General features: G+C 75.5%; 11 protein-coding genes. 6 read left to right on the top strand and 5 right to left on the bottom strand.

From position 1 onward, the window contains the following. Positions 1–37: 37 nt before the first annotated feature. Positions 38–1,840: a serine/threonine-protein kinase gene (locus ACFVS0_RS00620; RefSeq protein WP_430586872.1), complete on the bottom strand. Its 1,803-nt coding sequence runs from the start codon at positions 1,838–1,840 to the stop codon at positions 38–40. Between the two features lie 157 nt (positions 1,841–1,997). Continuing rightward, positions 1,998–2,561: a TetR/AcrR family transcriptional regulator gene (locus ACFVS0_RS00625; RefSeq protein WP_430586873.1), complete on the bottom strand. Its 564-nt coding sequence runs from the start codon at positions 2,559–2,561 to the stop codon at positions 1,998–2,000. Between the two features lie 118 nt (positions 2,562–2,679). On the opposite strand from ACFVS0_RS00625, the gene ACFVS0_RS00630 reads away from it, so the two are divergent. Then, positions 2,680–3,414, top strand: a complete 735-nt coding sequence (locus tag ACFVS0_RS00630) for an SDR family NAD(P)-dependent oxidoreductase (protein ID WP_430563651.1) — start codon at positions 2,680–2,682, stop codon at positions 3,412–3,414. Positions 3,415–3,604: 190 nt separating this feature from the next. On the opposite strand, the gene ACFVS0_RS00635 is transcribed toward ACFVS0_RS00630, so the two are convergent. Further along, positions 3,605–4,300 carry a sigma factor gene (locus ACFVS0_RS00635; RefSeq protein ID WP_430563652.1) on the bottom strand — a complete coding sequence of 232 codons (696 nt, stop codon included), beginning with the start codon at positions 4,298–4,300 and terminating at the stop codon, positions 3,605–3,607. Between the two features lie 145 nt (positions 4,301–4,445). Next, the gene (locus tag ACFVS0_RS00640; RefSeq protein ID WP_430586874.1) at positions 4,446–7,238 is read right to left on the bottom strand and encodes an AAA family ATPase; all 2,793 of its coding nucleotides are present in this window, start codon (positions 7,236–7,238) and stop codon (positions 4,446–4,448) included. A 129-nt stretch (positions 7,239–7,367) separates the two neighbouring features. Between ACFVS0_RS00640 and ACFVS0_RS00645 the strand changes: the two genes are divergently transcribed. The 3 genes from ACFVS0_RS00645 (at position 7,368) to ACFVS0_RS00655 (ending at position 10,939) form a co-directional block, all read left to right on the top strand. Then, the gene (locus tag ACFVS0_RS00645; RefSeq protein WP_430586875.1) at positions 7,368–9,098 is read left to right on the top strand and encodes an L-aspartate oxidase; all 1,731 of its coding nucleotides are present in this window, start codon (positions 7,368–7,370) and stop codon (positions 9,096–9,098) included. 122 nt (positions 9,099–9,220) lie between these two features. After that, on the top strand, positions 9,221–10,171 hold the full coding sequence (locus ACFVS0_RS00650; protein ID WP_430586876.1) for an alpha/beta hydrolase: 951 nt from the start codon (positions 9,221–9,223) through the stop codon (positions 10,169–10,171). Positions 10,172–10,204: 33 nt separating this feature from the next. Beyond that, positions 10,205–10,939 (top strand): alpha/beta fold hydrolase, encoded by a 735-nt coding sequence (locus ACFVS0_RS00655; RefSeq protein WP_430563656.1) that lies wholly within the window; start codon positions 10,205–10,207, stop codon positions 10,937–10,939. A 95-nt stretch (positions 10,940–11,034) separates the two neighbouring features. Here ACFVS0_RS00655 and ACFVS0_RS00660 read toward each other — a convergent pair whose 3' ends face one another. After that, entirely contained in the window at positions 11,035–12,456 is a 1,422-nt protein-coding gene (locus ACFVS0_RS00660; RefSeq protein WP_430563657.1) for a dihydrolipoyl dehydrogenase family protein, read from the bottom strand. Positions 12,457–12,603: 147 nt separating this feature from the next. On the opposite strand from ACFVS0_RS00660, the gene ACFVS0_RS00665 reads away from it, so the two are divergent. Further along, a complete protein-coding gene (locus ACFVS0_RS00665; protein WP_430586877.1) occupies positions 12,604–13,260 on the top strand; it encodes a phosphotransferase in 657 nt (218 codons plus the stop codon). Between the two features lie 29 nt (positions 13,261–13,289). Then, the gene (locus ACFVS0_RS00670; RefSeq protein ID WP_430563660.1) at positions 13,290–15,038 is read left to right on the top strand and encodes a bifunctional 3'-5' exonuclease/DNA polymerase; all 1,749 of its coding nucleotides are present in this window, start codon (positions 13,290–13,292) and stop codon (positions 15,036–15,038) included. The last annotated feature ends 12 nt before the right edge of the window (positions 15,039–15,050 follow it).

Here is a 15,050-nt window from a genome sequence, read left to right on the forward strand (position 1 = left end):
GCGCGCGGCTATGCGGTTCCTGGGAGCGCCGGCGCGATCAGGGGGCAGGGGTCGAGGTGGACCCGCCGGCGTCGTCGACGGGACCGTCGGTGGGGTCGGGTTCCGCCGGAGGAGTGGTCTCCTCGTCGGTCGGGTCCGGGTCGGGCTCCGTCGGCTCGTCCGTCGGTGTCGGCGTCGACGTCGGCTCGTCGGTCGGGGTGGGGGTCGAGGTCGGCTCGTCGGTCGGGGTGGGGGTCGACGTGGGGGTGGGGGTCGAGGTCTCCGACGGCGTCACGCTGGGCGTGGGCGTGCCGGTCGGGGTGGGCGTCGACGTCCGGTCGGGGCGCGACGTCGGCTCGTCGGGGGCCTGGGTCGTCGGGGCGGTCGTGGTCGGCGTGCGCGACGGCGTGGGCGACGGCGACGGGCTGTGCGTGACCGGCGCGACCGGGGAGCCGCCGTCGGCGTCGCGGAAGAACCAGAAGGCGCCGGCGCCGAGGGCGGCCACCAGGAGCGCGGCCACGACGATCAGGAGGATCCGACGCCGGCGGGACGGCTCTGGCTCCCCGGCGGCGGGCACCCCGGCGACGGGGGTGTCCGCGGGCGGCTCGGCCGGCGGCCCGCCCAGCACCTCGGTGGGCGCCTCCCCGGAGTCGGGGAGGGGCTCGGTCGGCTCGCCGTCGTCCGGGAGAGGTGCCAGGGGCTCGGTCGCGTCGACCGCCCCGAGCATCCGGGTGCGCTGGAGCTCCGCCTCGGCCGCCGCCGCCGCGGCGGCGGCGAGACCTGCGGCGCCGATCGCCGCCGTCCGGTGCGGGTCCTGGGCGGCGATCTGGCCCATCGTCATGGTCTGGTCGCCGTCCGGGTTCTCGGGTCCCGCGTCGGGATGGGGGACGGCCACGCGGGGCGCCCCGGCGAGCAGGGTGGCGACCGTCTCGCTCATCGCACCCGCGGTCGCGAACCGCCGGGCCGGGTTCTTCGCCATCGCGCGGGCCACGAACCGGTCCACGGCGGACGGCACGGCGGCGCGGCGGGCCGACGGCGCGGGCACGGGCGCTCCGACGTGGGCCAGCAGGACGTCGCCCGGCCGGGCGCGCTCGTACGGGGGGTGCCCCGTGAGGGCGAAGTAGGCGAGGGCCCCGACCGAGTACAGGTCGCTGCGGCCGTCGAGGGGCCGGCCCTGCGCCTGCTCGGGGGACATGTACGACGCCGAGCCGGCGACGCGCTCGCCTTCGCCGTCGCCCCCGCCGGGCGCGGTGAGACCGAGGTCCAGCAGGCCGACCGTCATGCTGCCGTCGTCGTGCCGGTCGACCACGACGTTGCGCGGGCCGACGTCGCGGTGCACCAGCCCCGCCTCGTGCACCGCCGCGATCCCTTCCAGCAGCCCGCCGACCACGGAGAGCGCCACCGGCCAGGGCAGGCCGGTGCCGCCCGCCAGCTCCGACAGGGGGGTGCCGGGCAGGCGACGCATGAGGAGCCAGGGGACGTTCGCGCCCGCGACCTCGTCCTCCCCGGTGTCGAGGACCTTCGCGACGCCCGGGTGGTCCATCAGGTCCGACGCCGCGACCTCGCGGGCGAGGCTGGCCCGTGCCGCCTCGTCGTCGACCAGGTGCGGGTGGAGCACCTTGACGAGGAGCGCCGGCGCGTCGCCGGCCCCGTCAGCGGTCTCGTCACCGGTCTCGTCACCGGTCTCGTCACCGGTCTCGTCACCGGTCTCGTCACCGGTCTCGTCGGACTCGCCGGGCAGGCGGGTGGCCTCGTAGACGGTGTACGTGCCTCCCGTGCCGAGGATGTCTCCCAGCACGTACTTTCCGCCGAGCACGACGTGCCCGGCCGTCGGCTCGTCGGCCGGTTCCTTCGGGGTCACGCCCGGCACCGCCGGGGGAGCGGAGCGTCGATCGGGAGGCCTGTGGGCGAGGGCGTCGGGGCGGCGGCGAACTCGGTCATTTCAGTCATGGGCCATCACAGGATAGGCGGTGCGGACGGGTGCCGCACATGGGCTTGCTCCCGGCCGAGACCGTCGGTCAGGCGTCGGGCGACGCCTCGTCGATCGTACGCAGGCCCGCCAGCAGGATCTTCTGGAAGTAGGGCCAGCGCTCGGGGTCACCGGCGGCGCACGCCCCCTGGTAGGCGGCGGTCATGAGTCCGATCACGTCGCGCCCCGTCAGCCCGGATCGGGCCTGGCCGGCGTCCCGGGCGCGGCGTGCGAGGAGGTCCGCGATCTCCTCGAGGCGCTCGCGCCGCTCGACCAGACCCGGCACCGTGAGCTCGGCGGTGGCCGCGACCTGGCAGAACGCTCGATCACGCGCCTGCAGCTCTGTCCCGGCGGCCACGAACGCGCTGAGCGCCTCCATCGGGTCCTGCTCCGACAGGAGCTCTTCTGCGCGCTCCGCAAGGCCCTCGACATGGCGGGCGACGACCACCGCCACGAGGTCCTCCTTGGTGGCGAAGTGCCGGAACACCGTGCCCTTCGCCACCCCCGCGCTCGCGGCGATCTCCGCCACGGAGGCGTCGAGGCCGGCGTCGGCCAGGACGGTCGCCGCGGCCGTCACGAGTGCCTCGCGGTTCCGCATCGCGTCCGACCGCATGTCCACCACCTCCTCCGCCGGGACGCTAGCACGTACATGACCCGAGGGTCATCTTGGGTGATAGTCTCGTCAAGGTGACCGAGCGGTCACCTTGACGAACGAGGGAGCAGCCATGGACATGACCGGTCGAAGGGCCTTGGTGGTCGGGGCGTCGTCGGGGATCGGCGCCGCCGTCGCGCTGGCGTTCGCCGGCGCGGGCGCGCACGTCGTCGCGGCCGGGCGGCGTCTCGACCGCCTCGAGGAGGTGGCGTCACGGGCAGCGGGCCTGGCGGGGCACGTGACGCCGCGGGTGCTCGACGTCGCCGACGAGGCGTCGGCACGGGCCGGGGTCGCCGCCGCGGCCGAAGTGCTCGGCGGACTCGACGTCGTCGTCAACAACGCGGGCGTCATGCTCTCCGCCACGGTGCAGTCCGCCGACCCCGGAGAGTGGGAGCGGATGACGCGGACGAACCTTCTCGGCACCCTGCACGTGTCGCACGCGGCACTGCCGCACCTCGTGGCCAGCCGGGGCACGCTGGTGCAGACCTCCTCGACCTCGGGCCGCACCGCCTCGGCAGGGTCGGGTGTGTACGCCGCGACCAAGCACGGAGTCAACGCGTTCTCCGAGGCGTTGCGGCAGGAGGTCGCGTCGCAGGGCGTGCGCGTCGTGGTCGTCGAGCCGGGCATGGTGGACACGGAGCTCGCGGGGCACCTCTCGGACCCTGCGATGCGCGAGCTCGCCGCACGGATGGCGGGCGAGATCCGCGTCCTCGACCCCGAGGACGTCGCCGAGACCATCCTCTTCGCGGTGACTCGCCCGCCGCACGTGTCCCTCAACGAGATCCTGCTGCGGCCCACCCAACAGGTGCGCTGACCGGCACCGGCGGCAGGCAGGGGTGACGAGGGGGTCCAGTCGCTCTCTGCTTCCGGCATGGCGGCCCGGCGGCCCGCCCCGGTGAAACCCGGTGAGTCTCGTCCTTACCTGCGACTCGACCCTCCGCCTGTCCGCCCGGACGACCGTGCACCGGGGGCGCGTGTGACACCCGTGTCCCCGAACCCGGGCTCTAGGCCGCTGCCGCCACGCCCCGGTACGTCAGGAGCTCCTCCAGCGCCGCGACCTCGCCCTCACGTGCCGCCACCAGGAACGCGTGGACGAGGCGCCGGTGCGTCGAGCGCGCGACCGGGGTCCGCACCGGGCCGTCGGCGAGACGACAGGCGGCGCGGCGCACGAGCTGCCGCGCGTTGACCGCACTCGTGCGCAGGATGCGTGCGACGTCGTCGTACGGGTAGTCGAAGACGCTGCGGAGCAGGTATGCGCCGAGCTCGCGGCCCGACAGCCGTGCCAGGAGCAGGCCGAGCGCCTCCGCGACGGCGGCCGTCTGGTCCGCCCGGACGGAGGGGTTGGTGAGGTCGTCGGACGTCCGCGCGTCCTGGACGTCGCCGGGGCGTTCGTGTCGTCGTCCGGCCGACTGGACGACGTTGATCGCGAGCCGGGTCGTCGTGGTGGTGAGGAACGCCTCGGGGTTGCGCACCCGCGTCCGGTCCGTGCGCTGCCATCGCAGCCACGCCTCCTGGACCACGTCCTCAGCGCTGCCCGCGTCGCCTCCGACCACCCTGGAGGCGACGCGGAACAGCCGGGCTCGCTGCGAGACGAAGAACGCGCTCGCACGTTCGAGGTCGGCGCTGTCGGGGTCGTGCGTAGGGCCCTCCTGCGTGCGAGGGCTGGTGAGGGGGCTGGTCTCGGTCGTCGACGCGTCCATGGCGACTCCTTCGGGTGGATGTCGCCCGGCAGGACGACGTTCCCACCGTCCGGTCGTGGCGCGGCCCACCGCGCCACGCACCTCCGTGGTCGGTTGCGTGGTCGGTCGAGTGGTCGGGAACGTGGTCGGAAGGGTCGCGCCGTCCTCACGCTCGTGCGGGCGCGCCCTCGCTCTCCGCGCCGGAGCGCCCCAGAGCGCGGGAGAGCTCCCGGCGCGAGGCGATGCCGAGCTTCGTGTACACCTTGCGCAGGTGCCACTCGACCGTGTGCGGGCTCAGGAAGAGCTCCGCACCGATCCTGGGGTTGGTCATGCCGTCCGCGGCCAGCGCCGCGATCTGCGCCTCCTGCGGGGTGAGCCGGGCGCTCGCCCGCTCCTCCCGCGCGCGCACCTTGGCCCCGGTCGCGATCAGCTCGCGGCGCGCGCGCTCGGCGAAGGCGACGGCGGGCATCGCCGCGAACATCTCGTACGCGGTGCGCAGCTGCTCCCGGGCCGCGGTGCGTCGGCCCGCGCGGCGCAGCCACTCGCCATAGAGCAGATGGGTGCGGGCGACCTCCGCGGACACGCCGTCCCGACCCAGGTGGTCGATCGCGGTGCGGTACAGCTGGTCGGTCTCGGGGCCCTCGTCCAGAAGCGCCCGGCAGCGCGCCCGGATGCCGTGCGCCCACCCCGTGTCAGCCACCCGTGCCAGTGACTCCAGGCGTTCGAACGCGGTCGCGGCTCGTTCGAGCTCGCCACAGCGCACTGCGGCCTCGATGTGCTCGATGAGCGACAGGCCCACGAAGTTGAACCCGTCGTGCTCGATGACGGTGCTCGACGCCGCGAGGGCCTCGTCGTAGCGCGCGAGGCCGTTGTAGAGGACACCCTGGACGTAGCCGGCGGCGGCGAGAAGCGAGGCCTCGCCGCCCTGCGCGGCCCGGGCGCGCGCCTCGTCGAACAAGGCGACGGCGGGGCCCTCCTCGCCGCGCCACGCCATCAGGACGAGCGACGCGTAGGCGAACGGGGCGTTGCCGGTGGCGGCCGCGACCGCGTCCGCCTCGCCGATCTTGCGTCCCGCGCCCGCGAAGTCGCCGTGGAAGACGTCGACACCGGCCGTGTAGACGAGCAGGGGCGGCAGCACACCAAGGGCACCGATGTCGCGGGCCAGCCGCACCGCGCGCGCGGAGATCCGGTCCCAGGCCGTGAAGTCCCACGCGTGGTGGAAGAACGCCTCGAGGGCGACCGGGGCCAGCAGGAGCCATCGCATGGCGGCCTCCGGCCCGGGCAGCTCCTCGCGCGCGAACGGGTCGAGCGCCGCACGGATAGCACCGACACCGTGCTCAGGACCGTCGGCCAGGAGGGTCGCGATGGCGTCGAGCAGCGCGTCCGACGGACCGGAGCCGAGGAGCGCCGCGTCCAGGCCGCGGGCCGCCGACGCGGCCGCGGCGACCCCCGCGGGCCCGTGGACGCGTCCGGAGAACACGGCGGCGCTGATCGCCTCGAGATAGGTCTCCCGCGCCAGCGGCGACCCCGCCGCGGCGAGCCCTGCCGCGGCGTCGAGCAACAACGGGGCGGCCTCGTCGCTGCGGCTGCGCGCGAACAGCACGCGGGCGCGGAGCCGGTTCACCCGTGCCCGGTCCGGCGGGCCGAGGGGGGACAGGTCGGCGAGGGTCGCTAGCTCTGTCGCCCGGTCCGGGGCCGCGGCCGAGAAGTGGGCCTCGGCCGCGGCCAGGGCACGCCGTCCGCGCCGTCCCGCGTCGGGCGTCAGCTCCGCGGCGCGCTCGAGCAGCACGGCCTCGGCGGCCATGCCGCCGCGCTGCCGCGCGCGTCCGGCGGCCCGCTCCAGTGCGTCCGCGACCTCCTCGTCGGGACCTTCGCAGGCCTGCGCGGCATGCCATGCACGGCGGTCGGGATCGTGCACCGGGTCGGTGGCCGCAGCGAGCGCACCGTGCACGAGGCGGCGCTCCGTCGGGCTCGCCGCACGGTAGACGGCGGAGCGGGCGAGCGGATGCCGGAAGCGGACCGACTCCCCGAACTCGACGAGCCCGGCGGCCTTGGCGGGTGCGGCATCGGGCGCCACGCCCAGGTGCTCGGTCGCCTTCACGAGCAGGCGTGTGTTCCCGACCGGCTCCGCCGCGGCGACCAGCAGGAGCAGCCTGGTGGGCGAGGGGAGCGCTCCCAGGCGCCGGGCGAAGTCCTCCTCGACGCGGGTCGCGACGGAGCCGCGTCCGGTCGCGTCCAGCCCGTAGGCCAGCTCGGCGGCGCTACGTCCGCGGTACAGCTCCAGCAGGGCGAGCGGGTTCCCGTGCGTCTCGGCGACCAGCCGGTCCCGCACCCGGCGCTCGAGCCGCCCGCCGACCGCCCGGTCGAGCAGCTCCCCGGCAGATCGAGGGTCGAGGCCGTCGACGCTCAGCTCCGGCAGGCCGGCCAGGGCCGTCGCGCCCTCCGGATCGCGCACCGCGGCCACCAGGGCGACCGGCTCGGCCAGGAGCCGGCGCGCGACGAACTCGAGCGTCCGGAGGGACGCCTGGTCCAACCACTGTGCGTCGTCGACGACGACGAGCACCGGTCGTGTCTCGGACGCCCGGGTGAGCAGGGTCAGCACCGCGAGACCGACCAGGAAGCGTGCGGGCGGGGCGCCGGTCGCCGTGCCGAACGCGACCTGCAGGGCGTCACGCTGCGGGCCCGGCAGGTCCCGGGCCTGGTCGAGGAAAGGCGCACAGAGCTGCTGCAGCCCGGCGTACGCCAGCTCCATGTCCGCCTCGACGCCGAGGGTCCGGGTCACCGTGACGCCCGACGCCTGGGCCGCGGCGTAGTCGAGCAGCACGGACTTGCCGACGCCCGCCCCGCCCCGCAGGACGCGGACGGCCGAGCTGCCGCGACGAACGGTCGTGAGGACCTCGTCGAGAGCGGCGCGCTCGACGAGACGTCCGACCAGGTGGGGCAGGGGATTCGCGCTCATCGGACTCCTGGGCCTCGCGGGGCGCGCTCCGGCGCGGTCGCCCTCCGGGGCAGATTACCGGCGGGTGTCACATCCGGCGCCGCCACGCGGTCGGTGCTGGGTCACCGGACGTCAGTCGCAGGAGGAACCGTGTCCCCACGCATCCATCAGCTCGCCACCTCGGTCCTCGTGATCGGCACCGGCGGCTCCGGCCTGCGTGCCGCGATCGAGCTGGCCGAGACGGGGGTGGCCGTGCTCGCGGTCGGCAAGCGTCCCGCGCCCGACGCGCACACGTCCCTCGCCGCCGGCGGGATCAACGCGGCCCTGGCCACGACCGACCCGGCCGACACCTGGGAGCAGCACGCCGCCGACACGCTCCAGGAGAGCTACCTCCTGGCCGACCCGCGGACCGTTCAGGTGGTGACGCAGGGCGCGTCCCGCGGGATCGACGACCTGGAGCGCTACGGCATGCGCTTCGATCGCCAGGCCGACGGACGGATCGCGCAGCGCTACTTCGGCGCCCACACCTATCGGCGCACCGCGTTCGTCGGCGACTACACCGGCCTCGAGGTGCAGCGGACGCTGGTCGGGCGCGCGGCCGAGCTGGAGATCCCGGTGCTGTCGACGGTCTACGTGACGCGGCTTCTGGTGGACGACGGCGTCGTCTTCGGCGCCTATGGTTTCGACCTCGTCGACGGGTCGCGCTACCTCGTCCACGCCGACGCCGTGATCCTCGCGACCGGCGGCCATACGCGGATCTGGCGGCGCACGTCGTCGCGGCGCGACGAGAACACCGGGGACTCGTTCCGACTCGCGGCCGAGGCAGGCGCCCGTCTCCGTGACGCGGAGCTGGTGCAGTTCCACCCGTCGGGCCTGATCGAACCGGAGAGCGCCGCCGGGACGCTCGTGAGCGAGGCGGCCCGCGGCGAGGGCGGCGTGCTCCTCAACAACCTCGGGGAGCGCTTCATGGCGCGGTACGACCCGGAGCGGATGGAGCTGTCCACCCGTGACCGGGTCGCCCTCGCGTCGTACAGCGAGATCAGGGCCGGCCGTGGCACCCGTGCCGGCGGCGTGTGGCTCGACCTCTCGCACCTGCCGCGGGAGACGATCCTCACGCGGTTGCCGCGCGTCTACCAGACGCTCATGGACCTGCAGGTGCTGGACGTGACGCGTGACCCGATCGAGGTGGCGCCCACCGCGCACTACTCGATGGGTGGTGTGTGGGTGCGGCCGGAGGACCACAGCACCGACGTGGCGGGGCTCTTCGTCATCGGCGAGGCGTCGAGCGGGTTGCACGGGGCGAACCGGCTCGGGGGCAACTCCCTCATCGAGCTCATGGTGTACGGCAGGATCACCGGCCGGGCTGCTGCCGAGTACTCGGCCGGGCTCGCGGCACAGCGCCGGTCGCTCGGCGCGGTCCGCGACGCCGAGTCGTCGGTCGACCGCCTGCTCGCGGCCGAGGGGGAGCAGAACGTGCGCGCGATGCAGCGCAGCGTCCGCGACCTCATGACCGAGCACGCCGGTGTCGTGCGGGACGAGTCGGGCCTGCGTGCGGGGCTCGGCGCCCTCGGCGAGGTCGAGGACCGGATGACGCGGGCGGGGATCCACATCGACATCGCGGGCTACCAGGACCTCGCGCACGCCTTCGACCTCCGGTCCGCCGTCCTCGCCGCGCGCGCCACGCTCGAGTGCGCCCTGGAACGTCGGGAGTCGAGGGGATGCCACAACCGGTCCGACCACCCCGACCTGGACCCGGAGCTGCAGGTCAACCTCGTGTGGTCCCCGCACGGTGGCGTGCGCCGGGAACGGATCCCGGCCGTCCCGACGGACATCGCCGAACGCATGCACGACGTCTCCGCCGACGGGAAGCTCGTGGAGTAGCGGGGTGTCACGCCGCCGACGGGTGCCCGGTCGTTCAGGACGACGGCGCACGCCGTCCACCGGACGGCCGCCGCGGCAGCGCGGTCCGGCGACCTTCAGCCGAACCCAGGAAGGACATCCTCATGAGCGACCACGTCCTCGAACCCGAGGCCCAGGCCATGGCCGACGCGACCGCCAGCCCGCCGTACTTCTACGAGATGACGCCCGACGACGCCCGCAAGGTCCTCGCCGACGTCCAGTCGCAGCCCACGTCGCTGCCCGACGTCGAGGAGGAGTGGTTCGCGGTGCGCGCCTCCGTGGGCGACGTCCGGGCCCGTGTCGTGCGGCCGGTCGGGAGCGTCGGGCCGCTGCCCGCGGTCCTGTACATCCACGGCGGCGGCTGGGTGCTGGGCGACGCCGCAACGCACGATCGTCTCGTCCGCGATCTCGCCACCGGCGCCGGCGTCGGCATCGTGTTCGTCGAGTACGACCGGTCACCGGAGGCGCACTACCCGGTCGCGATCGAGCAGGCCTACGCGGTGGCGCGGTGGATCACCACGCACGGCGCGGACGCCGGCCTCGACCCCGCCCGGATCGCGGTCGCCGGCGACTCCGTGGGCGGGAACATGGCGGCGGCCGTGACGATCCTCGCGAAGCAGCGGGGCGACGTGACGTTCCGCCACCAGTCCCTGTACTACCCGGTGACCGACGCCGCACAGGACACGGCGAGCTACCTCGAGTTCGCGGAAGGGCCGTTCCTGCTCGCGAAGTCGATGGCGTGGTTCTGGGACGCCTACCTGCCGGACGTGGCGCGACGGCAGGAGATCACCGCGTCGCCCCTGCGTGCCTCGCTGGACGACCTCGCGGGGCTGCCGGAGGCGTTCGTCGTGGTGGACGAGAACGACGTGCTGCGCGACGAGGGCGAGGCCTACGCGCGCAAGCTCGTCGCCGCCGGTGTGCGGACGACGACGGTCCGCTACAACGCGACGATCCACGACTTCATGATGCTCAACCCCCTGCGGCCGTCGGCCGCGTCGTCCGGCGCGATCGCGCAGGCCGTCGACGTCCTCCGCACGGCGCTCCACGCCGGCTGAGCCACCCACCCACTTTCACGACAGGAGAATCTGATGGACACCCAGTACCCCACCGTCGTCCTCGTGCACGGCGCGTTCGCCGAGTCCGCGAGCTGGAACGGCGTCATCGACCGGTTGCACGAGCGGGGCGTCGAGGCCGTCGCGGCCGCCAACCCGCTGCGGAGCGTGGCCGGCGACGCCGCCTACGTCCGGGACGTCGTCGCCGGGATCGGCCGACCCGTGCTCCTGGTCGGGCACTCGTACGGCGGGATCGTGATCACCGAGGCGGCGGCCGGCCATCCGGACGTCGTCGGCCTCGTCTACGTGGCGGCGTTCGCGCCCGACCACGGCGAGAGCGCGTTCGAGCTCTCGAGCAGGGCGCCGGGCAGCACTCTCGGTGAGGCGCTGACGGCCTATCCGGTGAGCACGGGAGGTGCCGAGCTCGCCATCAGGCTCGATGCGTTCCCGGGACAGTTCGCGGCGGACGTGCCACTGGCAGAGGCGACGCGGCTGGCCCGCACGCAGCGACCGGTCACCGAGGCTGCCCTGCGGGACGGGCTTCCCACCGACGTGCCGGCGTGGCAGTCCCTGCCGTCGTGGTTCGTGTTCGGCGACCAGGATCGCAACATCCCTGCCGCCGAGCTGAGGGCCGAGGCGCAGCGGGCGCGGGCGCGGGGCGTGAACGAGGTGGCGGGGGCCTCCCACGCCGTCGCGGTCTCCCGCCCCTACGAGGTGACCAGCACGATCCTCGAGGCACTCGGCGCGGACCTCGCCGAAGACGTCGCGTGACTCGTCGGTGACGCGGGGCGGGGCGGCCTGCGTCGTCCCGCCCCGAGTGACGTGGTGCACGACGAGAGTCCGCGGGTCGGTGCCCGCGCCGCGGCTCAGTGGTCGAGGTCGGCCAGCGCGCTCTCGATCGCCCGGTGGAACGTCGGGTAGGCGTAGATCATGTGCCGCAGCTCGGGGACGGGGACCCGGGCCTGCACGGCGAGGGTGAGGACCGCGAGGATCTCGCCGCCCGCCGGCCCGGCGGCGGTCGCGCCGACCAGCACGCCGGCGTCGGCGTCCACGACCAGCTTGATCAGGCCCTCGTTGCCGGGCCCGTGCACGAACCCGCGCGACGACGCGGCGAGGTCGGTGAGGCCCGTGCGGACCGTCGTCCCGGCGTCGCGGGCGGCGGCCTCCGTGAGCCCGACGCCGCCGATCTCCGGGTCGGTGAACGTCACGTGCGGGACGGCGCGGTAGTCGGCACGCTCCTCGCCGCCGGCGTCCCCGCCGTTTCCGCTGTCGCCCCCGGCCGCGAGGATGTCCGCGACCGCGATGCGCGCCTGGTACATCGACACGTGGGTGAACGCCCCCTTGCCGGTGACGTCCCCGATCACCCAGACGCCGTCCGCCGCGCGCAGCCGGTCGTCGACGGGGATCGTGCGGCCCGTGTCGTCGATGCCGACCGTCGCGACGCCGAGCGCCCGCAGGTCGGTACGGCGGCCCGCGGCCACCAGCAGCCGCTCGGAGACCAGCTGCGTGCCGTCGCCGAGGGTCAGGGTGAACCCGCCGCCGTCGTGCGAGACCGACGACACCTTGGCACCGGTGCGCACCCCGATGCCCTCGGCGGCGAAGCGGCCGGCCAGGAGCGTGCTCGCCTCGGGCTCGTCGGGCGCCAGCAGGCGCGGGCCCGCCTCGACGACCTCCACGGCGGTGCCGAACCGGGCGAAGACCTGCGCCAGCTCGCAGCCGATGGCGCCGCCGCCCAGCACGGTGAGCGACGCCGGCGCCTCGGTCGCGCGCACGGCGTCGCGGTTGGTCCAGTAGGGGGTGTCGGCCAGGCCCTCCACCGGCGGCACGGCCGGCTCGGTGCCCGGGTTGAGCAGGACGCCGCGCGTCGCGCGGAAGCGGCGCTCGCCGTCGGCCGTCGCCACGACGACCTCGCCCGGTCCGGCCAGGCGCCCACGGCCGCGCACGACGCGCGCGCCCGCCTTCTCCAGCCGCTCGACGGCGGCGGTGTCGTCCCAGTCGGCGGTCGCCTCGTCGCGGACGCGCGCGGCGACGGGCGCCCAGTCCGGCACGACGTCGACCCGCCCGGCCAGCGTGCCCGCCCGGCGGGCCTCCGCGAGCGCGTCCGACGCGCGCACCATCATCTTGGTCGGGATGCAGCCGAAGTAGGGGCACTCGCCGCCGACCAGCCGCGCCTCGACCGCGACGACGTCGAGCCCTGCGCGGGCCAGCCGACCGGTCGCGTCCTCCCCGCCCGGACCCGTGCCGATCACCACGACGTCGACGGTCTCGACGGGCTGCTCGGTCGTCATGCGGTCCTCCTCGTGCGGGGTGCGGGCTGCGGGCTGCGGGCCCGGCCGGCCGGGGACGCCGACCTGGGCCAGCGCACCACATCGGCGCGCTCGTCGCGCGGCGAGATGCCGGTGCCGGTGGTCGCACACCTCTGCCACGCTGGCGCGATGGAGCTGATCGCCGCGGGTCGCGACGCCGACGTCTTCGCCCTGGACGACCACCGGGTGCTGCGCCGCTACCGCGACGGCCGTCCCGCGCACCGGGACGCCACCCTGCTCGCCGCCGTCGTCGACGCGGGGTACCCGGCGCCCGCCGTGCTCGGGGTCGACGGCCCCGGCATGCTGCTCGAGCGGCTGGCCGGCCCCACGCTGGCGGACGAGCTGCTGGCGGGCCGCCGCGACGCGGGCGAGGCGGGAGCCCTCCTCGCGTCGCTGCACGCGCGCCTGCACGCCCTGCCCTGGCCGGACGGGCCCCTCCTGCACCTCGACCTGCACCCGTCGAACGTGGTGCTGGCCGCGCGCGGGCCCGTGGTGATCGACTGGACCGACGCCCGGACCGGGCCCGCCGGTCTGGACGTCGCGACCACGGCGCTGATCCTCGCGCAGACGGTGCTCTCGCCGGCGGACGCCTCGGTGGAGGGTCCCTCCGACGTGGTCGCGCGGGTGGCGAGCGCGGTGCTCAGCGCCTTCGTGGGGGCGACCGGGCCCGGCTACCGCGACCACCTGGGCGAGGCGGTCGCGCGGCGTCGTGCCGTTCCCGTGCTGACCGACCACGAGCTCGCGCGGCTGGACGACGCCCGGGCGCTCGCGGCCCGACCTGCCTGAGCGTCGGTGGGGGACGGCAGGATGGCGTCGTGCACGTCGTCCTGACCCGAGAGCCCGGCGGCACGGTCCGCGTGCACGACGGTACGCAGCGTGCCGTGCCCGCCGCGGACCTGCCCGCGCTCGTGGCGGACGCGGAGGACGGCGCGCGCAAGGGGGGCGTCGTGCCGCGCTGGACGTGGGACGACACGAACCGCTGGTACCTCGGCCTGCTGCGGGCGGGCGTCCGCGTGGAGCGGTCGCACGACCTGCGCCTCGTGCACCGCGTCCTGCGGCACTCCACGGCGACCGCGGGCTCGGAGCTCGCGGGGTCGCCGGCCGGCGCGTGGGACACGATGACCCCGACGCCGGCGGGCGCGGCGCCGCCGGTGGGCGCCCGCCGCGCGCCGCAGGGCGAGGCGCTCTTCGACCTCGCGGCACCCGCGCCGTCGGCCCCGGCCCCGCAGGGGGACGAGGCGGTCGACCCCGTGGCGGAGCTGCGGCGGCAGGAGGACGCGGTGCGCGGCTCGACGGCCCCCGGGCGGCTGCGGCTGCTCGCGGCGGGGGAGTCGGCGGGCGCGCTGGTCGCGGCCGAGATGCACCACGCCGGGTTGCCCTGGCGCGCCGACGTGCACGACGCCGTCCTCACCGAGGCGCTGGGCCCCCGGCCGCCCGAGGGGCAGCGACCCGCGCGGCTCGAGGAGCTCGCCCGGCAGATCCGGGCGGCCCTCGACGCGCCGCCGTCCCTCAACCCCGACTCGCACCCCGACCTGCTCAAGGCGATGCAGTACGCGGGGGTCGGGGCGCGCAGCCTGCGCAAGTGGGAGCTCTCGACGATCGACCACCCGGTCGTCCCGCCGCTGCTGGAGTACAAGAACCTCTACCGGCTGCTCACCGCCAACGGCTGGCACTGGCTCGACGAGTGGGTGACCGACGGGAGGTTCCGCACCGAGTACGTGGTGGGCGGCGTGGTGACCGGACGCTGGGCCTCCACCGGTGGCGGGGCGCTGCAGCTCCCGAAGGGCGTGCGGCGCGCGGTGGTCGCCGACCCGGGCTGGTGCCTCGTCGTGGCGGACGTCGCCCAGCTCGAGCCGCGCGTCCTGGCGGGCATGGCGGGCGACGAGGCGATGGCGACGGCGGGCCGCGCCGGCGACCTGTATGCCGGCATCGTCGCGTCCGGGGCGGTGCCGACGCGGGAGCTGGCCAAGGTGGGCATGCTCGGCGCGATGTACGGCGGCACCACGGGGGCGAGCGCCCAGGTGCTGCCGCGGCTGGGCCGGGAGTACCCGCGGGCGATCGCGCTGGTGGAGGAGGCGGCCCGCACGGGGGAGCGCGGCGGCGTCGTGACGACGTGGCTCGGCCGGTCGTCCCCCGCCCCCGGCTCCGCCTGGGACGAGGCGCAGGCGGGGGCGTTCGCCGACGACGCGGGGGCCGACGCCGCGGCGCGCGCCCGGTCGGCGACCCGGTCGTGGGGGCGGTTCACCCGCAACTTCGTGGTGCAGGGCACCGCGGCGGAGTGGGCGCTGTGCTGGCTGGCCTCGATCCGCCGCCGCCTCTGGGCGCTCGGCGCCGCCGGGGGAGCGCGGCCCGGCCTGGCCCCCGCCCCGTTCGCCGACCGCCCGCACCTGGCGTTCTTCCTGCACGACGAGGTGGTGGTTCACGCCCCGCGGGAGCTCGCCGACGTGGTCGCGGCCGAGGTGCGCGCGGCCGCCGAGGAAGCGGGCCGCCTGCTGTTCGGGGACTTCCCGGTCGACTTCCCGCTGACCGTCGCGGCGGTCGACTCCTACGCCGACGCCAAATAGCCACCGAGCCTT

Source organism: Isoptericola sp. NPDC058082 (assembly GCF_042885055.1).
Classification (GTDB): Bacteria; Actinomycetota; Actinomycetes; order Actinomycetales; family Cellulomonadaceae; genus Isoptericola.